The following is an 18,865-nucleotide window of genomic DNA, read 5'->3' on the forward strand; positions in this document are numbered from 1 at the left end:
TATAGTCTACTGCGCTTTAGCGCCTTTCATATACTGGAAGAAGTCACTGTCTGGTGAAAGTACCATAACGTCTTGCTTACCTTTAAATGTTTTCTTATACGCTTCTAAAGAACGTACAAAGCTAAAAAACTCTGGATCTTTGTTATACGCATTTGCATAAATAGCCGCAGCATCTGCATCACCTTGACCACGCACTGAACGAGAATTACGCTCAGCGTCTGCAAGCATAACCGTTACTCGACGGTCAACGCTTGCACGAATAGTCTCTGCTTTTTCCTGACCTTCAGAGCGGTGTTCTTTAGCAACAGCAGTACGCTCAGCACGCATACGTTGATAAATTGAACTACTTACTTCTTGAGGTAAGTTAATTTGCTTAACACGTACATCAAGCACCTCAATGCCTAACTCTCGAGCACTCTCAGATGCTTGAACTAATGCCTCTTCCATAAGCTCACTTCGCTCACCCGATACAATTTCACGAATTGTACGTGTACCAAAGTTAGTACGAAGGCCATTGTTAACCTTTTGCTCAAGTAGCGTTTCAGCATATTGCTTATCGCCACGGGCACGCAGGTAAAAAGCACTAAAGTCATTAACGCGCCATTTAACAAACGAATCAACAATTAAGTCTTTTTTCTCACTCGTAACAAAACGATCCGGCGTACCATCTAGCGTTTGTATACGCGCATCAATACGACGTACTTGGCTAAAAAATGGGACTTTCAAATGCAGACCCGGGCCATAAACAACCGCTTGATCATCGTTATCTTTTTGTACTTTACTAAACAATAGCACAATTGCTTTTTGCCCTTCAGGTACAACAAATACCGACGAGAAAGACATCACAATGGCAACTAGTAATATTACTAAACTAAAATTTTTCATTATGCTTATCTCCCCTAGTTAAAGCGATCGTTGTTAAAGCGGTCATTGCTGCTATTAACGGTGCTATTACGTGATGTATTTACTTTGTTCCTTAAGTCTTGAATGTCACTTGAGCTTGGTAGTGCAACACGTGTTGCTGTGCCTTGCTTTTCCATGATTTTATCAAGAGGTAAGTACATCATGTTATTACCACCCTTCACATCAACTAACACCTTAGAACTACTGCCTAACACTTCTTCCATTGCATCAATGTATAAGCGTTCGCGGGTTACTTCTTTAGCCGCTAGATACTCCGGTAATAGTTTCTCAAAACGAGCAACCTCACCTTGTGCTTCTAATGTAATGCGCTCTTGGTAACCTTCAGCTTCTTGCGTCATACGTGTTACTTGACCACGTGCACGCGGTTCAATTTCACGCGCATATGCTTCTGCTTCACGGATGAAACGTTCTTCATCTTCTTGTGCTGCAATCGCATCATCAAACGCATCTTTAACTTCAGTCGGTGGACGAGAATCTTTAAAGTTAACATCAGTAACAATTAAACCAAGATTGTATGGTTCGATTACCTTGTTAAGCTCATCCCATGTATTTTGACGCACCACTTCACGGCCGTTGGTTAAAACTTGGTCCATTTTTGCATGACCAACAACATAACGTAGTGCACTATCTAACGCTTCTTCTAAGCTGCTATCAGCATTCGTTACGCTAAACTTGTAAAGGTATGGGTCAATAACACGGTATTGCACCTGAAACTCAACGCTTACCACGTTTTCATCTTCAGTAAGCATAAAACCAGACGCCGACAGTGAACGAACGGCTTCAATATCAACTGGGATAACCGTTTCAATAAATGTCATTTTCCAACGCAGGCCTGGTTCAGCAATTCGGTCATACTTACCAAATTGTAAAACAACACCACGTTCGGCTTCTTTAACCGTGTAAATACCACTTAACGCCCACACAATAGCAGCGATAATGAGGATAAATGAAATACCGGCTCCGCCAAGTCCGCCACCGCTTCCATTGCCGGATTTTTTACCGCCAAATAAGCTGCCGAACTTGTTACTAAACTTGCGGAACACCTCGTCTAAATCAGGTGGGCCTTGATCACGTCCGCCTTTATTGTTCCACGGATCTTTGTCATTGCCATTATTACCCGGTTCATTCCAGGCCATAGCTATACTCCATTGTTATCTAAATAAATTAGGAAATTGTGTTAAATCTATCAAATCTACCGCGTTTCTCATACAAAAACCGACATTTAAACGTCAATTTTTAGTCTTAGTTGATAAAACCAACAATTTCAGGACCAAATTCTTTAATTAAGCGATTCCATTCAACCATTGGCATCCTAACATCTAGCAGCCAATTACCTTGTTCATCAAATCGCTCTTCATGCACCGCATTTAAGCTAAACAGTGAAGCCCTTAAACGCCCGTATAAAGGGGTTAATAAAAGCGTTTCACTAAACATTTTTTTAGCAAGCAACTCACTAATGGCTTCGCTTAGTAATTCACACCCTTCACCTGTTTGTGCAGACAACCATACTCTTATAGGTTGGCCTTCACTATCTCGATCAATACGCGGAGCAACATTATCAAGCGCGTCAATTTTATTATAAATTAATAGCTGCGGGACGTCATCGGCTTCAATCTCTTTAAGCACCGATTGCACTTGCTCAATATTTTCTTTAATTCGCGAATCAGCAGCATCTATTACATGTAGCTGTAAATCGGCTTCACGTGTTTCGGTTAATGTAGCTTTAAATGCAGCCACTAAATCATGAGGTAAATGACGAATAAAGCCCACGGTATCAGCTAAAATCACTTGACCAACATCACCCAACTCAAGTTTACGTAAAGTTGGATCAAGCGTCGCGAAAAGCTGGTCGGCAGCATATACCTCAGAGTCCGTTATACGATTAAATAATGTAGATTTACCCGCATTGGTGTAACCAACTAACGATACCGTTGGAATTTCATTACGATTACGCGCACGTCTGCCTTGCTCACGTTGAACAGCCACTTTTTGTAATCGCGCTCGAATACTTTGAATACGTACACGTAATAAACGTCTATCTGTTTCTAGTTGAGTTTCACCTGGTCCACGTAAACCAATACCGCCCTTTTGACGTTCAAGGTGGGTCCAACCTCGGATCAGCCGAGTAGACATGTGACGAAGTTGTGCCAATTCAACCTGAAGTTTACCCTCATGGGTACGTGCACGCTGAGCAAAAATATCAAGAATAAGGGTCGTTCTATCAAGCACACGACACTCACAAACACGCTCTAAATTACGTTCTTGTGACGGTCTGAGTTGATGATTAAAAATAACGACATCTGCATTGTGGATTTTGACAATCTCAGCTATTTCTTCTGCTTTACCGGTACCGACGAATAGTTTCGGATGTGGTGCTTGACGGCTGCCTTGCACAACCGCCAAACTACTAACACCAGCAGAAGATACCAACATTTCTAATTCATGAAGATCTTCACGATCCCCTTCTTTAGGTAAGTCGATATGAACTAAAATTGCCTGTTCGCCGGATTCATAGCGGTCAAACAAGCATTACGCTCCTAATTAAAAGTTTCCAGCTTCTGGTTCTTCAGTGTCATCGCTCCCTTGAACACCTTGGAAGTTGACTGCGCGAGCAGGTACAACTGTTGAAATTGCGTGTTTGTAAACCATTTGGTTTACCGTGTTTTCAAGTAAAATAACAAATTGATCAAATGACTGGATTTTACCTTGTAATTTTATGCCATTAACCAAAAAGATTGATACCGGAATGCGCTCACGACGTAGTGCATTCAAAAATGGGTCTTGTAACGATTGGCCTTTTGCCATGTTATTCTTCCTTCGTTCTAGGTGTTATTATAATTAAGTGGCTGAACTCATTTAATAAAGCTAAATCATATCCAACTACTACTAGCTTAGCGAACTTACTACATGATGCAAGTTTTCTTCATCGCCGGTTGTTAACCAAGTAACATCAGGCCAACTTCTCAACCAGGTTAATTGACGCTTAGCCAATTGCCGAGTTGCTGCAATACCTCGAAATACCATTTCATCATGACTTACTTCACCCGCAAGGTAATCCCACATCTGTCTATAGCCCACACAACGAATAGAAGGCATATTGTGGTGTAAATCTTTACGTAGATATAAGGCCGAAACTTCATTTTCAAACCCTTGATCTATCATTATTTTAAACCTTTCTTCAATTCGCTGGTGTAATTCACTTCGCTCTTGCGGCGCAATGGCAAATTGATGAAAAGTATACGGTAAAGGCGGCTGCTTTTGCTTTTGCAGTTCAGTTATTGTTTTACCGGTTAATCGATATACCTCTAGCGCACGGTTAATTCTTTGCGAGTCGTTTTTGCTCATTTTTTGTGCCGCTTGTGGATCTACCTTTACTAGTTCTTGGTACAAATGTGGCCAGCCAAACTCACTAGCCTCTGATTCAAGTTGAGCCCTTATAGCCGGGTTTGCCTCAGGTAAAGGCGATAAACCATCTATAAGTGCTTTGAAGTACAGCATTGTACCTCCAACCAGTACAGGCACTTTACCTTGTTGATGAAATTCATCAATTTTTTTTATTGCATCGCGTCTAAAATCTGCAACAGAATACGTTTCACTCGGGTCAAGCAGATCAATAAGATGATGTGGGGCGCGAGCTAATTCTTCTGCGTCAGGTTTTGCGGTGCCAATATCCATACCTTTATACACTAATGCTGAATCGACGCTGATTATCTCTGTATTTAAGTGTTCACACAAAGAAATAGCCAATGCTGTTTTACCTGCAGCGGTGGGACCCATTAAAAATATAACTGGTAATTGACTCAACACGAACACCCTAATTTAATTGCGCTAAATACTGACTTAGCTCTATTTTAACTGCTTTTTCACGCAAGCGTTCAATAGTTTGCGGATTATTTTGTAAGCGCATTTGTTGAGTTATAAATACATTGCTTGCATAAAAGCGCGGCGGTATACATTCAGCCTGCCATTTTAACCAGCTCTCTATGTTTTCAAGCGATTTTTTACACGCACTGAGCAGTTCGTCAACGGCATTACTTACATCAAGTAAATACAAGCATGAAGGCAACTTTTTAACCATAACAAATTGCTTTTCAATTACTAATTCAAAGCCTAGCAGCGTGAACCACGATTGCTGTGCTTCTATTAGTAAACAATCCTCTTTTGATAAATTAACCCGTACAGGCAATAACAATGCTTTACCTTCAAGGCTCCCCAGCTCCTTAATTTGTTCATGCCAATCATCAACCAAGACGTATTTAAAATGTGAGCAATAAAGTTGCTGCTGGGCACCAAAAACGCAATTTCCATCATTCAGGCTAATAATAGACACCCTATTCATAGTACTTTGCTTAGGTACTAATGAATCTTGCTGAGTGGTTTGCGCCACCGCATCAAAGTGTGCTGCGTGTTGTTCACTCACTCCCTGATAAAACGCATTCACGTCTTGATGATTTGCACTGGATGGAGCCCTGTACTCACCACTACTATTTTTAGCCCCAGGAGCACCTGATGAGCCCGAACTAGCTGAGTAACTTGGTTGTAACTGAGACTTAGGATAGTCGAAATTGCCACTGGCTTCGTCTTTAAATGTTGACGAATGCACAGCATGAGTAAAGGGAGGAAAATGCTCATCCGTTGTCATTACTGCTTCATTGTTAAACTCACCTTGTAATGGCACTACTACTTGCTTAATAGCTTGCAATATAAAGTCGTGAACTAAACGGCCTTGGTGAAAACGTACCTCGTGTTTTGCTGGGTGCACATTTACATCAACTTGGCGTGGGTCAATATCAATATAAATCACAAACCCAGGTAACTCTTGTACCCCACTCACTTCTTCAAACGCCTGACGAATAGCGTGTAATATTAGCTTATCGCGCATCATACGATTATTTACGTACGTGTACTGTGTTGTATTAGCTGAGCCAACAGGTAAAACCCAGCCATGCAGTTGTAAACCAGCTTCTCCAGATTGGATATGGAGCCCTTGCTCTGCAAACGCTTTACCTGCAACTTGTGCAACACGCGTTATTGCTTGAGCGGGATCTGTTTTTGCACGGTATTGCCTAACTACTTTTTCGTTATGGGTCAACGTAATCGATACATCAAACCGGCTCAGCGCTATGCGCTTAATAAGCTCATCTATATGGGTAAACTCTGTTTTTTCGGTACGTAAAAATTTACGCCGTGCAGGGGTATTAAAAAATAAATCTTTAACCTCAATCGTTGTACCATCAGGATGGGCAATCGGCTTAACTTGTACAGCCATATCACGACCCTCTGCAAATGCTTGCCACGCAGCGTCTTGAGTTTTAGGTTTGGAGCTGAGTGTTAATCGCGATACTGAGCTAATAGAGGCCAATGCCTCGCCTCTAAAGCCAAGTGAGCAAATATTTTCTAAATCATCAAGTGACTTTAGCTTGCTTGTTGCATGACGGGAAAGCGCCAGTGTGAGCTCTTCTTTACCTATGCCAGAGCCATTATCACGTATACGAATTAGCTTATGACCGCCACGCTCTATATCAATTTGAATACGCGTTGCACCTGCATCAAGGCTATTTTCAACAAGCTCTTTTACTACCGACGCTGGGCGCTCAACCACTTCACCTGCGGCAATTTGGTTGGCTAAACGAGCGGGTAGTATTTCAATATTCATGATATTTCCTAGCAAACTGCATACTGATTTATGTGATTAACTTTGCGGTATGTCGAGCTCTTGACCAATAAAAAGCGTGTTTGAGCTCAGCTTATTTACTTTTTTTATTTTACTGATGCTCACCCCATAGCGATTTGCCAACATGCTTAAAGACTCACCCGGACGTACTTTATGTTTGGTGGGGTATTGCGACTTTAGTTTTGCAAACAACGAATCATCCGGTGGATTTTTCAAATAGTAATTTTTAATGGACGTGAATATCGCTTTTGCTAACCGCTCTTGATGATTTGGACTTTTTAGTAATTTTTCTTCTCGAGGGTTAGATATAAACCCAGTTTCGACCAAAATAGACGGAATATCAGGCGACTTAAGTACAGACAAACTAGCATGCTGCGGGTCTTTTTTATGAAGTTTAGCAACTTTACGAAGTTCTTTAACCACTTCTTCGGCAACGTTTAAGCCGGTTTTCATTGAATGATCCATCGACATATCAAGCAATGCTTGCGCTAAGTATTTTTCGTTAGTGGCATCTTTGATTACATCAGCCGCACCACCCAGTAACTCAGAGTGTTTTTCCTTATCCTCTATCCATTTGGCCGTTTCAGAGTTGGCTCTACGCAGTGATAAAACCCAAACGGATGCACCATTAGGGCCTGGGCTTGTGAAAGCATCAGCATGAATAGATACAAAAAAATCTGCTTTTTTCTGACGAGCTCGATGTGTACGTGTATTAAGTTTTACAAAGTAATCGCCGCTTCGTACCATTCGCGAAATCATGCCTCGTTCAGCGTCGATCATTCGCTCAAGGCGTTTAGCAATTTGCAATGTAATCGTCTTTTCATACGTACCAGATGGCCCTATTGAGCCAGGATCTTCACCGCCATGCCCTGCATCAATAGCAATTACAATATCTCGCTCTTGGCTAAGTTGGCGTTTTTTAGCAGCTTTTTGTGCAGGTGAAGGAACCACCTTAGGCTCACTTTTATTATACAAATCTACCACAAGCCTATTTTTGTAAGGCCCCGTAGGCGCAAGTGCAAAGAGTACCGGTTTTACAGGCTCGCTTAGTTCAAACACTAAGCGAACACTTTGTTTATTTTTAGGCTTTGAGTAACGTAATTTGCTAACAATCTGGTGCTTAGGTGGTACACCCGGTAGTATTTTAAGCTCTTTGGTGTTTTCTAAATCGACCACTAAACGGCTTGGGTTTTTAAGCATAAAGTAGCTAAAATCAGGTTTATCGTCTAAATCAAATACGACGCGTGTACTATCAGGAGATGGCCAAACACGTACACTATTTATTGTGTTTTGTGCCCACAAAGAAAAGCTCATGGTAAAAACCATGAGGTAAACTAATCGTTTAATTACACCTCGATTCATTTGATAATTACTGCCTTCACTATTTTATTATTTGTTTTTTAGTTTATCGACAATTGCTGCACCACGCTCACTGGCGCTATTGATTACAATTTTACGCTCGTCACCTACATAGCTTAGCGTTATATCTAAATCAGGCACAGGAATAAATTCCCCCCCCTTTTCCGGCCACTCTACAATACAAATAGCCTGTGGTGAAAAATAATCGCGTATTCCCATAAATTCGAGTTCTTCTGGATCACCTAAACGATACAAGTCAAAGTGATATACGTTCGCACGCTCAAGTTCGTAAGGTTCGACCAGTGTATAAGTTGGACTCTTAACTTTGCCTGTATGGCCAAAGCCTTGCACTACACCACGTGTAAACGTTGTTTTACCAGCGCCTAAATCACCATGTAAATAAATCACAGCACCTTGCTCAATAATCGCTGCTACTTGGTTACCCATTGCAACAGTTGCAAGTTCATCATTTAAGTGAGATTCAAAACTACGGGTCATTACTACCTCAAAATTAACTTAAAAGCGCATATTGGCTAATCATACCAGATTATTTATTTATGGCGATAAATTGAAGTTTCAGGCATAAAAAAACCGGCCTAAGCCGGTTTTTATATTTTAGGAAGATTACAAACCTAACTTTTTCTCAAGGTAGTGAATATTAGTTCCACCATTTTGAAAATTCTCATCTGCAAGAATACGCTTATGCAAAGGCGTGTTTGTTTTAATCCCATCGATTACTAATTCGTTTAGTGCATTGCGTGCACGGGCAATAGCCACATCACGGTTTTCGCCGTAAGTAATTAGCTTGCCAATCATCGAATCATAGTGCGGTGGTACTGTGTAGTCAGCATAAATATGGCTGTCCCAACGAATACCTAACCCACCAGCTGGGTGAAAACGTGTAATTTTACCCGGTGACGGAATAAACGTTTCAGGGTCTTCAGCATTAATTCGACACTCAATGGCATGGCCACGAATAACGACGTCGTCTTGCGTGAACGATAATGGCTGACCCGCTGCTATTTTTAGCTGCTCTTTGATCAAGTCGATACCTGTAACCATTTCTGTTACTGGGTGCTCAACTTGAATACGGGTATTCATTTCAATGAAATAAAACTCGCCGTTTTCGTATAAAAACTCAAACGTGCCCGCACCGCGGTAACCAATTTCAATACATGCACGTGTACAGCGTTCGCCAATAAACTTGCGTGTTTCAGCTGTTATGCCTGGTGCAGGAGCCTCTTCAACAACCTTTTGATGACGACGCTGCATTGAACAGTCGCGCTCACCTAAGTGAACCGCATTACCTTGTCCGTCGGCTAGTACTTGTACTTCGATATGACGTGGGTTTTCAAGGTATTTCTCCATGTAAACCATACCATTACCAAAAAACTGTTTAGCTTCTTGCTGCGTTAACGAAATTGAATTTACTAATTCAGCTTCATTACGCACTACACGCATACCACGGCCACCACCGCCACCAGCGGCTTTAATAATAACCGGATAACCAATGCGCTTAGCAATTTGCATGTTGCGTTCGTTATCGTCTGTTACAGGACCATCAGAACCCGGTACACAGGGAACGCCGGCTTTACGCATTGCGGCAATAGCAGATACTTTATCGCCCATTAGGCGAATTGTGTCGCCTTTTGGCCCAATAAATACAAAACCACTTTGTTCAACTTGATCTGCAAAATCTGCGTTTTCTGCAAGAAAACCATAACCTGGGTGAATCGCTACCGCATCAGTTATTTCGGCCGCAGCAATAATGCGCGGTATATCTAAATAACTTTCTGTTGCTGATGGCTTACCAATACAGATGGTTTCATCTGCAAGCAATACATGCTTAAGATCGCGATCCGCCGTTGAATGAACAGCAACCGTTTTGATCCCAAGCTCTTTGCAGGCGCGCAATATACGAAGTGCTATTTCACCTCGGTTTGCTATGACTACTTTATCTAACATTAGAGTTGGCCTTTTACGTTATGCTATTAGTCAATGATGAATAGAGGTTGGTCAAATTCAATTGGCTCGCCGTTTTCAGCTAAAATTGCGCGTACAGTACCCGCTTTATCAGCTTCAATTTGGTTCATCATTTTCATGGCTTCAATGATACATAAAGTATCGCCTACATTAACTTTAGAGCCCACTTCTACGTAAGCAGGTGCCTCTGGAGAAGATGCTGAGTAAAATGAGCCAACCATAGGTGATTTAACCTGATGACCCGTTGGTGCAGCAGGTGCTGCTTCTGCTTCAACTGCTACAGGTGCTGCTGGAGCCTGCTGTGCAGGAGCTGGTGCATATTGTTGTGGAGCAAATTGTGGGTAAGCCGGACCCGCGCTCATGTTATTACGGTTTATGCGTACTGACTCTTCACCTTCAGTGATTTCTAGCTCAGCAATGCCCGATTCTTCTACTAATTCGATCAGTTTTTTTATCTTGCGAATATCCATTACACGACCCGCCTGTTAGTTTGTTAGTGTGTTAATTTTTAAAATTAAATTGCGTTTTGCGACCGATTAACTGCTGCATTTAATGCTGCGTGGTAACCCATTGCACCTAATCCACATATAACGCCTTGTGCCACATCTGAAAAATAAGAATGATGGCGAAAAGCTTCACGTGCGTGCACATTACTCAAGTGCACCTCATAAAACGGAATATCAACACTTAACAATGCATCACGTAATGCAACGCTTGTATGCGTAAATGCTGCGGGGTTAATAATAATAAAATCAACCGCTTGCCAAGCATTATGAATTCGTTCTATGAGCGCTTGCTCACCATTACTTTGAAAGTGCGTAAGTTCAACATTCAGACTATTAGCGGTATCTGTTAGTTCGCTCATAATCTCGCTAAGTGTTTGCGTACCATACTTTTCTGGTTCGCGCTTTCCTAGCATGTTTAAATTTGGACCATTAACAACTAAAATCTTTAATTTTGCAGCCATAATACGCGATATACCCTCTAAGTAATGAGTTAAGCCATTGCCAGCTATTTTTTCACTTTAAACTAAGCATAAAAAAGCTAATTTGCAACATTTTCTCACGTTAGCTGGGTATTATAGTGATTTCGACGTAAATAACAGCAAAATACTGGTCCAATCACTATTATAGGTACATTTTGAAAGGTATGAAGAACAAAGCCACTTAGTAAACTTAAGTGGCTTTATTGCACTATTATTGTGCGCTGGCACGCACTGTAGCAAGATGTTTAGCAAAATCGTCAGCATTTAAAAAGCCCGTCACACGCAACGCACTTAGCTCTTGTCCTTGAGTATTAAAAAATAAAATACTCGGTAAACCGAATACGTCATACTCTTCCATTAGCGCTATGGTTTTACTGTCACTTTCAGTTAAATCGATTTGGATTAACTGATAATGACTAAATTCTTTTTGCACTCTTTCATCAGGAAAGGTGTAATATTCAAACTCTTTACATGCCACACACCAGTCGGCGTACAAGTCGACCATAACAAGTCGGTCTTGTTTATTTGCGTCAGCAATCGCGACTTTTAGCTCGGCTAAATTGGCAACGTGTTTAAACTCATTGTTTTGTGAACTTGCTTGAATTTGTACAGGCCAAAAATAGTCTTTTGCTAAGCTAAAGCCAGTAAATACCAACAACATGGCCGCGAACCATAGCGCTGTTTTTAATTTACTTTGCTGCTGATTACTTTGCCAATGGTGTAAGTACAAAGCAGCAGCTAACGCCAATATACCTGCCATAAGTAATATAATGTTGGCACTGACCAAGCGCTCTAATAATATTAGCGGAACTACCAACATCACAAAGCCAAACAGCGTTTTAACTTGCTCCATCCAACCACCCGCTTTAGGCAGTAATTTACCGCCTGATGTGCCAAGCAATAATAAAGGTAGCCCCATCCCTAAACTCAATACATACAACGTTAAGCCGCCCACTAAGTAGTCACCACTTTGCGCAACATATAATAAAGCAGCTGATAGCGGCGCCGTGGTACAAGGGGATGCAATTAAACCCGATAATACCCCCATCAAAAATACGCCAACATAATTGCCGCCTTTTTGATTATTACTTACCTGCGTGAGCTTACTCATCATGCTGCTAGGAAGTTTTATTTCGTACCACCCAAACATCGACATAGCCAGTAATACAAATAATAAGCTAAAGCTAATAAGTACATAGGGATGCTGTATATACCCCTGTACTTGCCCACCTAATGCTGCAACGACTAATCCAAGCGCCGCATAAGTTACCGCCATACCTTGTATATATATGAACGAAAGTGCAAAGGCTTTTTTAGTTGATAAGTTTTTTTGCCCGGCAATTAAACTCGACAATATAGGAAACATCGGGAACACACACGGCGTAAAAGCAAGCCCCACACCCACTGCAAAAAATACTAATAAGTTAATAGCTAAACTTTGACTTGCCAGTTGCTCAGTAAACGAAAGATCTTTTTTAGTGATAGCAGCATCTGGTTGCGATGTTGAATCGGTTAATGCGCTTGAGGTACGAGACGGTCCTGCATTTTGCGGTTGCTCGCCCGCAATAACACTTAATGGAATTGTGATAACTTCTGGCGGGTAACATAGCCCAGCCTCAGCGCAGCCTTGATAACGCACCTTTACTACAGCGCCTTCATTGACGTTACTCAGTTTGCTGATAATACTAACGCTTTGAAAAAATACCTCTGTTTTACCAAAAAATTCATCTTCGATAATTTCGCCATCACCTAAATTCCCTACTTCAATGCTGGCGTCTTTAGCGAGTATTTCTATTTTTTGTTTATATAAATAGTAACCTGGCGCAATATCCCACCCAATAAACAAGGTGCGGCCTTGCTGATCAAAGTCAAACTCAAACGCTTGTGTGACCGGTAAAAAGGTTTGCTGCGCGGGCGCTAATAAATCGTTAAGCACATTATTTGGTGTAGCCTTCGCAGGGGCTATTAATAATGTCACTAATAGCAAAAACAAAAAGCGCATTAATGTAATACCTCATCCATCCAATTAAAATAGGCTAAGTTTCCGGTTGTTATGTCAATAACTTGTATCTCGGGTACTTCGTAACTATGCATCGCTTTTATCGTTAAAAACACATCGTTCATTTTCTCTGTTTTGGTTTTCACTAGCATTTTAACTTCTGTCATTTCTTTCACCTCGCCTTCCCACATATAAATAGAAGACATTTCGGGTAAAATATTTACACACGCAGCCAGCTTTTTTTCTACCAAGGCTTTGCCAAGCATGCGTGCTTCAGCTTCGTTTTTACAGGTAGTAAAAATTAATTTAAATTGTGTATTCATTATGAACCTTTACTTGTTGAACGATGTCTAGCTTCATAGTATCTGATAGGTAAGCCAATGTGTAGAAATCCAGTTAAATGACACTACCTACTCATTAACCTTGAAAAGAGACCTATCAACCCTCACTTATATTTCATCAACTCTTATGAGTACCCTATTTAGAGAGCATTATGTTTAGATTTTTATTTGTGTTGTTTATTATCATTCCTATTATCGAAATCGCATTGTTAATTCAAGTCAGCGACGTAATAGGCGGTGTAGCGACTATTGCATTGGTTGTTATTACTGCAGTTTTAGGCGCTAAAATGGTTAAGCAACAAGGCATGGGCGCATTACAAAATGCGCAAACGCAAATGGCGCAAGGCCAAATGCCTGCTAAAGAATTATTTACGGGAATATGCGTTATTATTGCCGGTATACTACTGTTAACGCCAGGCATTATGACAGACGTTTTTGGCTTACTTTTATTAACCCCTGCAATTCGTAATAAATTAGCCGCAGGCCTTGCAAGTCAAGCAACTGTACGAATGAGTGCGGGTATGCAACAAGGCCCTTCACCTTATACTCAACAACCACATTCAATGCGTGACCAACATCAAACCGAACAACCAACAACCATTGATGGTGAGTTTGAACGAAAAGATTAAAAAATTATCATTTTTTCTCTTGGAATTTTTCACTCTACCCCCATTAATGAATGCAAATTAGAAAAGCTTTTTTCTGTACTGTTCAGAAACTGTTAGGAGAACTAAAAAACATGAACATTCGTCCTTTACAAGATCGCGTAATCGTTAAACGTCTAGAAGAAGAAACAAAATCTGCTGGCGGTATTGTATTAACTGGCTCTGCAGCTGAAAAATCAACTCGCGGAGAAGTAGTAGCCGTAGGTAATGGTCGTATTTTAGATAACGGTGACGTTAGAGCTTTAGAAGTAAAAGCCGGTGACACTGTGTTATTTGGCTCATATGTTGAGAAAACTGAAAAGATCGAAGGTCAAGAGTACCTGATCATGCGTGAAGACAACATTTTAGGCATTGTGGGCTAAGCCTACTTTTCGTTTAACACATATTTAAGAATTTAGAGGAATTTAAAACATGGCAGCTAAAGAAGTACTTTTTGCAGGCGACGCACGCGCTAAAATGCTAACGGGCGTAAACATCCTAGCAAACGCAGTAAAAGTTACATTAGGTCCTAAAGGCCGTAACGTTATACTAGATAAATCGTTTGGCTCTCCAGTGATCACCAAAGATGGTGTATCTGTAGCTAAAGAAATCGAACTTGAAGACAAGTTTGAAAACATGGGCGCGCAAATGGTTAAAGAAGTTGCATCTAAAGCAAATGATGCAGCAGGCGATGGTACAACTACCGCTACAGTACTTGCACAATCTATTGTTAATGAAGGCCTTAAAGCGGTTGCTGCAGGCATGAACCCAATGGATCTTAAGCGCGGTATCGACAAAGCAGTCATTGCGGCTGTTGCAGAACTTAAAGCGCTTTCAGTTCCTTGTGCTGACACTAAAGCTATCGCTCAAGTAGGTACTATTTCAGCTAACTCTGATAAAGAAATTGGCGACATCATTGCAGAGGCAATGGAAAAAGTAGGCCGTAATACAGGTGTTATTACCGTTGAAGAAGGTCAATCACTTGAAAACGAACTAGATGTTGTAGAAGGCATGCAGTTTGACCGTGGTTACCTATCTCCTTACTTCATCAACAACGCTGAAAAAGGCGCCGTTGAGTTAGATAACCCATTTATTCTACTTGTAGATAAAAAAGTATCTAACATCCGTGAGTTACTACCAACACTTGAAGCCGTTGCTAAAGCAAGCAAGCCACTACTTATCATTGCAGAAGACCTTGAAGGCGAAGCACTTGCAACACTAGTAGTGAACAACATGCGCGGCATTGTTAAAGTATCAGCGGTTAAAGCACCTGGCTTTGGTGACCGTCGTAAAGCAATGTTACAAGATATTGCTGTATTAACTGGCGGTACTGTTATTTCAGAAGAAATTGGCCTTGAGCTTGAAAAAGCAACGGTTGAAGACCTAGGTACAGCTAAGCGCGTTGTTATCACTAAAGACGATACAACTATTATCGATGGTGCTGGTGAAGAAGAAGGCATTACCGGTCGTGTTGCTCAAATTAAAGCACAAATTGAAGAAGCAACATCAGACTACGATAAAGAAAAACTACAAGAGCGTATGGCTAAACTTGCCGGCGGTGTTGCAGTAATTAAAGTAGGCGCTGCGACTGAAATTGAAATGAAAGAGAAAAAAGACCGTGTTGAAGATGCATTACATGCAACGCGTGCAGCGGTTGAAGAAGGCGTAGTACCGGGTGGTGGTGTTGCCCTAGTACGTGCAGCTAGCAAGCTAGTTGAACTACTTGGCGACAACGAAGATCAAAACCACGGTATTAAAGTTGCACTTCGTGCAATGGAAGCCCCACTTCGTCAAATCGTAACTAACGCGGGTGATGAAGCATCTGTTGTTATTAACGCAGTTAAAGGCGGCGAAGGTAACTACGGTTACAATGCAGCAACTGGCGAATACAACGACATGATTGAAATGGGTATCTTAGATCCAACTAAAGTAACGCGCTCTGCACTACAGTTTGCAGGTTCTATTGCGGGTCTAATGATCACAACCGAAGCTATGGTTGCTGAAATCCCTAAAGATGAATCTGCTGGTGCACCTGATATGGGTGGCATGGGCGGAATGGGTGGAATGGGCGGCATGATGTAATCATCACCGTTTAAGCACCTTGCTTATATAAAAACCCAGCTTCGGCTGGGTTTTTGCTTTTTAATACTTTTGTTATTGATATTGTTCAATTTACCCCCAAAGTAGTAATAACGTATAAGTTAAAAAGCGACACCATGGACATACTTAATAGTAATGGAATTACTTTCTTCTCGGTGCTTGTGACCCTAGTCTCGGTATTGCTGCTTTTAATAGCTTGGCTTTTGTTAAAAATGATAGCGTAGGGCAAAAGTATGCCAAAGGGGGCATATCTATTTTTAGCGTTTTTCCCGCTTATCTCATTGATGCCTATTCCGCCACCTACCTACGAAAATGTTCAAAAAGCTAAACAAGAGCAAAGAAAACGTAAAGAAGACACAGGCGACCCGCCGGATGAAGAAATAGAATAAATGATTACGTATATTAGCTAACAATAGACAAGTACTTGCGAAACTCTGTACATTTATTATTAATAATTTATGAAGTTAATTACTAAATGCAGCAACGTAAAAAATTTAAAAACCCTTATATAGGGATAAGCAAAGAAGATTTTGTTGAGTTAAGCGGCAGTAAAAAAGAATTACTGACGGCCGAAATAGAGCTGGCAGACAGTAAAGGAGAGTCACTCGCTTACTTTAGAATTGATGGTGACTTTTTCTATGATGATATTTATTATTCGGCTGATATTTTAGTTCCGAAAACACATTGGTTAGACTCTCGCGATGAAAATCAAAAAAAACTCTGGATAGCTGTTATTTACAACGTACCTTACGGTGAGTATTTAGATGCAGAGTTTGATTTTAATAAAATTGAGGACCCTAACTTTGGGGTAGTAAAACCTGTATTGGTTAGTGAGCTCAATAAAAGCGAGCTCGCCTATGAAAAAGTAAAGCGCCTAGAGATGTTTGCTAATATTGAAAAAGCAGCGACTGAAGATAAACTCCTTCAGGCAGAAAAAGATCTCATACTGACCAAGCTTTTAAGCAAAGTTACTAAACACTAATCTAATGAAAGTCAGTTTAACAGCCGTCTTACTATGCTAAATAAATCTGAGGGGAGCATACCCCGCTGCCCGTCTCGCTCACTGGCGATATCACCGGCTTTAGCGTGCAGTGTTACACCATAACGCGCTGCTTCATCAATATTTAAACCCTGAGCCAGTAAGGCGCCAATAATACCAGTGAGTACATCGCCACTACCACCAACGGCCAGTGCCGGATTACCGTCTTTACACACCCACGTGTTCTCTGCATTATCAATTAATGTGCCTGCACCTTTTAATACACAAGTCGCGTTATAGCGCTTAGCACACAGTCGGGCATTTTCAAATCTATTAGATTCAATTTCCTGAGTCGTTACACTTAATAGCCTTGATGCTTCTCCTGGGTGTGGTGTAAGTACGCATTGCTTTAACGTGTAAGATGAGGTTTGTTTAGCTAATAAATTTAGCGCATCGGCATCAATAACCAGTGGTATGCTATTAGTTTGGCAATAATATATAACCTCTATAAACGTGTGTTGTGCCCATTTATTTTGCCCAAGGCCGGGCCCTATTACCACACTACTAGCCCATTCAAGCGCTTGTTGTAGGTTGCCACTGCTTACCATCAATTCTGGCCTACCAATGCTTACAGGCACTACAGAACTTGAATGCGTATATACTTTTACCATACCCGCTCCTGCTCTAAGTGCAGCTTCACTGGTTAATCGGATTGCACCGGCCGTTCCCTCATTGCCGCCTACACAGAGGAGTTTACCATGAGTTCCTTTATGGCTATTTAGGTTGCGCGCACCAAGCTTTTTAAAGCTCTTAATATTTATAAGTGTGCCGTTTGAAGTAGCGAGCTCAAGAAATGCAGGTCCAATATTTAGATCGTCAAATATTAACTCCCCGCAATGTTGTTTACCTATAGCCGTTGCTAGCCCCTGCTTAATACCCACAAAGGTTATTGTTTTACTTGCTTGTATAGCAATACCTAAAGGTTGGCCAGTATCTGCGCTAATACCTGAGGGAACATCTATACTCAGTACAGGTTTATTACTGGCGTTAATTTCATTAATAATTTTAATAAAATTATTGCGAACCGAGCTTGTGACCCCTGTACCTAGCATTGCATCTATAATTAAATCACTTCGGTTTAATAACTCACTCGTATAAGCATTAACTTCACCGCCTTCATCACGCCACAATTTAAACGCTTTTGCAGCATCTCCTGTGAGTGCTTTTTCAGGGTTAACGGCACACAAAGTTACTCGCTCACCCGCTTGCTTAATTAGGCTCGCGGTAATATAACCGTCCCCAGCGTTATTACCATGACCCACAACGACTAAGGTATGCTTTGCATTAAAGTTTTTCCACGCGTTGAATACAGCCTCCCCTGCGCGCTGCATGAGTGTAAATAACTCACAATCGCTATTTTTGGCTGCCAGAGCCTCGTTACCCTTAACTTCCTTTGCAGTAAAAATTAGGTTATTTAGCATGAGGACTCCTTTAATCAGTGACACTTTACCTTATCAAATACACATATCTAGGGGCTAGCTTTGTGAGCTTTTTTAATCGGGATTAATTCGTTTATTAAAGTGCACTACAAGCTGAGTAATTATCGGGGTCAGATCATTTTACTAATAACTGATAGCTGAAAACTAAACCCTTTTCTTCAGACATTAAAAAACCCGAGACTAAGCTCGGGTTTTTTTAGTATTAATTAACTAAAACGTTAATTATTACTCAACGATAGTTGCTACAACACCAGCACCTACAGTACGGCCACCTTCACGGATAGCAAAACGAAGACCTTCGTCCATCGCGATTGGTGCGATTAGAGTTACTGTCATCTTGATGTTATCACCAGGCATTACCATTTCTACGCCTTCTGG

The 18,865-nt window shown here is 41.1% G+C and carries 19 protein-coding genes and 1 pseudogene; 5 read left to right on the forward strand and 15 right to left on the reverse strand.

Annotation, left to right across the window (positions count from 1 at the left end):
* Positions 1-6: 6 nt before the first annotated feature.
* The 13 genes from hflC to cutA form a co-directional block, all read right to left on the reverse strand.
* Positions 7-885: a protease modulator HflC gene (gene hflC / locus KZZ04_RS11480; RefSeq protein WP_058403820.1), complete on the reverse strand. Its 879-nt coding sequence runs from the start codon at positions 883-885 to the stop codon at positions 7-9.
* A 14-nt stretch (positions 886-899) separates the two neighbouring features.
* Positions 900-2,060, reverse strand: a complete 1,161-nt coding sequence (gene hflK / locus KZZ04_RS11485; RefSeq protein ID WP_058403821.1) for an FtsH protease activity modulator HflK — start codon at positions 2,058-2,060, stop codon at positions 900-902.
* A 106-nt stretch (positions 2,061-2,166) separates the two neighbouring features.
* Positions 2,167-3,450, reverse strand: coding sequence for a ribosome rescue GTPase HflX (hflX, locus tag KZZ04_RS11490; protein ID WP_058403822.1), 1,284 nt, complete (start codon positions 3,448-3,450; stop codon positions 2,167-2,169).
* Between the two features lie 15 nt (positions 3,451-3,465).
* The gene (gene hfq, locus KZZ04_RS11495) at positions 3,466-3,729 is read right to left on the reverse strand and encodes an RNA chaperone Hfq (protein WP_006791241.1); all 264 of its coding nucleotides are present in this window, start codon (positions 3,727-3,729) and stop codon (positions 3,466-3,468) included.
* Positions 3,730-3,810: 81 nt separating this feature from the next.
* Complete coding sequence (gene miaA / locus KZZ04_RS11500; RefSeq protein ID WP_219422785.1) at positions 3,811-4,728, reverse strand: tRNA (adenosine(37)-N6)-dimethylallyltransferase MiaA; 918 nt, start codon at positions 4,726-4,728, stop codon at positions 3,811-3,813.
* 10 nt (positions 4,729-4,738) lie between these two features.
* Positions 4,739-6,580, reverse strand: a complete 1,842-nt coding sequence (gene mutL, locus KZZ04_RS11505; RefSeq protein WP_058403823.1) for a DNA mismatch repair endonuclease MutL — start codon at positions 6,578-6,580, stop codon at positions 4,739-4,741.
* 36 nt (positions 6,581-6,616) lie between these two features.
* A complete protein-coding gene (locus tag KZZ04_RS11510; protein ID WP_138530673.1) occupies positions 6,617-7,960 on the reverse strand; it encodes an N-acetylmuramoyl-L-alanine amidase in 1,344 nt (447 codons plus the stop codon).
* Positions 7,961-7,987: 27 nt separating this feature from the next.
* Entirely contained in the window at positions 7,988-8,455 is a 468-nt protein-coding gene (gene tsaE, locus KZZ04_RS11515) for a tRNA (adenosine(37)-N6)-threonylcarbamoyltransferase complex ATPase subunit type 1 TsaE (protein WP_058403825.1), read from the reverse strand.
* Positions 8,456-8,581: 126 nt separating this feature from the next.
* Positions 8,582-9,922, reverse strand: coding sequence for an acetyl-CoA carboxylase biotin carboxylase subunit (gene accC, locus KZZ04_RS11520; RefSeq protein ID WP_058403826.1), 1,341 nt, complete (start codon positions 9,920-9,922; stop codon positions 8,582-8,584).
* 26 nt (positions 9,923-9,948) lie between these two features.
* A complete protein-coding gene (gene accB / locus KZZ04_RS11525) occupies positions 9,949-10,410 on the reverse strand; it encodes an acetyl-CoA carboxylase biotin carboxyl carrier protein (RefSeq protein ID WP_219422786.1) in 462 nt (153 codons plus the stop codon).
* Between the two features lie 44 nt (positions 10,411-10,454).
* Complete coding sequence (gene aroQ / locus KZZ04_RS11530) at positions 10,455-10,907, reverse strand: type II 3-dehydroquinate dehydratase (protein WP_058403827.1); 453 nt, start codon at positions 10,905-10,907, stop codon at positions 10,455-10,457.
* Between the two features lie 229 nt (positions 10,908-11,136).
* Positions 11,137-12,927: a protein-disulfide reductase DsbD gene (locus tag KZZ04_RS11535; protein ID WP_219422787.1), complete on the reverse strand. Its 1,791-nt coding sequence runs from the start codon at positions 12,925-12,927 to the stop codon at positions 11,137-11,139.
* On the reverse strand, positions 12,927-13,247 hold the full coding sequence (gene cutA, locus KZZ04_RS11540; RefSeq protein WP_058403829.1) for a divalent-cation tolerance protein CutA: 321 nt from the start codon (positions 13,245-13,247) through the stop codon (positions 12,927-12,929). The genes KZZ04_RS11535 and cutA overlap by 1 nt, the downstream gene beginning before the upstream one ends.
* A 170-nt stretch (positions 13,248-13,417) precedes the next feature.
* Between cutA and KZZ04_RS11545 the strand changes: the two genes are divergently transcribed.
* The 5 genes from KZZ04_RS11545 to KZZ04_RS11565 all read left to right on the forward strand — a co-directional run bounded on the left by KZZ04_RS11545 (position 13,418) and on the right by KZZ04_RS11565 (position 16,991).
* Positions 13,418-13,894, forward strand: coding sequence for an FxsA family protein (locus tag KZZ04_RS11545; RefSeq protein ID WP_219422788.1), 477 nt, complete (start codon positions 13,418-13,420; stop codon positions 13,892-13,894).
* Positions 13,895-14,004: 110 nt separating this feature from the next.
* Entirely contained in the window at positions 14,005-14,292 is a 288-nt protein-coding gene (locus tag KZZ04_RS11550) for a co-chaperone GroES (protein ID WP_006791252.1), read from the forward strand.
* A gap of 49 nt (positions 14,293-14,341) precedes the next feature.
* A complete protein-coding gene (gene groL / locus KZZ04_RS11555; RefSeq protein WP_058403831.1) occupies positions 14,342-15,991 on the forward strand; it encodes a chaperonin GroEL in 1,650 nt (549 codons plus the stop codon).
* A gap of 251 nt (positions 15,992-16,242) precedes the next feature.
* The gene (locus tag KZZ04_RS11560; protein WP_171034630.1) at positions 16,243-16,398 is read left to right on the forward strand and encodes a hypothetical protein; all 156 of its coding nucleotides are present in this window, start codon (positions 16,243-16,245) and stop codon (positions 16,396-16,398) included.
* Positions 16,399-16,484: 86 nt separating this feature from the next.
* Complete coding sequence (locus KZZ04_RS11565; protein ID WP_058405445.1) at positions 16,485-16,991, forward strand: hypothetical protein; 507 nt, start codon at positions 16,485-16,487, stop codon at positions 16,989-16,991.
* A gap of 11 nt (positions 16,992-17,002) precedes the next feature.
* On the opposite strand, the gene KZZ04_RS11570 is transcribed toward KZZ04_RS11565, so the two are convergent.
* Both KZZ04_RS11570 and KZZ04_RS11575 read right to left on the reverse strand, forming a co-directional pair.
* Positions 17,003-18,469, reverse strand: a complete 1,467-nt coding sequence (locus KZZ04_RS11570) for an NAD(P)H-hydrate dehydratase (RefSeq protein ID WP_138530667.1) — start codon at positions 18,467-18,469, stop codon at positions 17,003-17,005.
* Between the two features lie 243 nt (positions 18,470-18,712).
* Positions 18,713-18,865, reverse strand: a pseudogene (locus KZZ04_RS11575) (elongation factor Tu); the annotation flags it as partial.

Origin of the sequence: Pseudoalteromonas sp. CR1 (assembly GCF_019392235.1) — a bacterium.
Taxonomy (GTDB): domain Bacteria; phylum Pseudomonadota; class Gammaproteobacteria; order Enterobacterales; family Alteromonadaceae; genus Pseudoalteromonas.

What these genes read in the sequence shown, in the direction of transcription:
- hflC (WP_058403820.1), bottom strand. Translation starts at nt 885, where the DNA reads ATGAAAAATTTTAGTTTAGTAATATTACTAGTTGCCATTGTGATGTCT.
- hflK (WP_058403821.1), bottom strand. Translation starts at nt 2,060, where the DNA reads ATGGCCTGGAATGAACCGGGTAATAATGGCAATGACAAAGATCCGTGG.
- hfq (WP_006791241.1), bottom strand. Translation starts at nt 3,729, where the DNA reads ATGGCAAAAGGCCAATCGTTACAAGACCCATTTTTGAATGCACTACGT.
- mutL (WP_058403823.1), bottom strand. Translation starts at nt 6,580, where the DNA reads ATGAATATTGAAATACTACCCGCTCGTTTAGCCAACCAAATTGCCGCA.
- KZZ04_RS11510 (WP_138530673.1), bottom strand. Translation starts at nt 7,960, where the DNA reads ATGAATCGAGGTGTAATTAAACGATTAGTTTACCTCATGGTTTTTACC.
- tsaE (WP_058403825.1), bottom strand. Translation starts at nt 8,455, where the DNA reads ATGACCCGTAGTTTTGAATCTCACTTAAATGATGAACTTGCAACTGTT.
- accC (WP_058403826.1), bottom strand. Translation starts at nt 9,922, where the DNA reads ATGTTAGATAAAGTAGTCATAGCAAACCGAGGTGAAATAGCACTTCGT.
- accB (WP_219422786.1), bottom strand. Translation starts at nt 10,410, where the DNA reads ATGGATATTCGCAAGATAAAAAAACTGATCGAATTAGTAGAAGAATCG.
- aroQ (WP_058403827.1), bottom strand. Translation starts at nt 10,907, where the DNA reads ATGGCTGCAAAATTAAAGATTTTAGTTGTTAATGGTCCAAATTTAAAC.
- KZZ04_RS11535 (WP_219422787.1), bottom strand. Translation starts at nt 12,927, where the DNA reads ATGCGCTTTTTGTTTTTGCTATTAGTGACATTATTAATAGCCCCTGCG.
- cutA (WP_058403829.1), bottom strand. Translation starts at nt 13,247, where the DNA reads ATGAATACACAATTTAAATTAATTTTTACTACCTGTAAAAACGAAGCT.
- KZZ04_RS11545 (WP_219422788.1), top strand. Translation starts at nt 13,418, where the DNA reads ATGTTTAGATTTTTATTTGTGTTGTTTATTATCATTCCTATTATCGAA.
- KZZ04_RS11550 (WP_006791252.1), top strand. Translation starts at nt 14,005, where the DNA reads ATGAACATTCGTCCTTTACAAGATCGCGTAATCGTTAAACGTCTAGAA.
- groL (WP_058403831.1), top strand. Translation starts at nt 14,342, where the DNA reads ATGGCAGCTAAAGAAGTACTTTTTGCAGGCGACGCACGCGCTAAAATG.
- KZZ04_RS11560 (WP_171034630.1), top strand. Translation starts at nt 16,243, where the DNA reads ATGCCAAAGGGGGCATATCTATTTTTAGCGTTTTTCCCGCTTATCTCA.
- KZZ04_RS11565 (WP_058405445.1), top strand. Translation starts at nt 16,485, where the DNA reads ATGCAGCAACGTAAAAAATTTAAAAACCCTTATATAGGGATAAGCAAA.
- KZZ04_RS11570 (WP_138530667.1), bottom strand. Translation starts at nt 18,469, where the DNA reads ATGCTAAATAACCTAATTTTTACTGCAAAGGAAGTTAAGGGTAACGAG.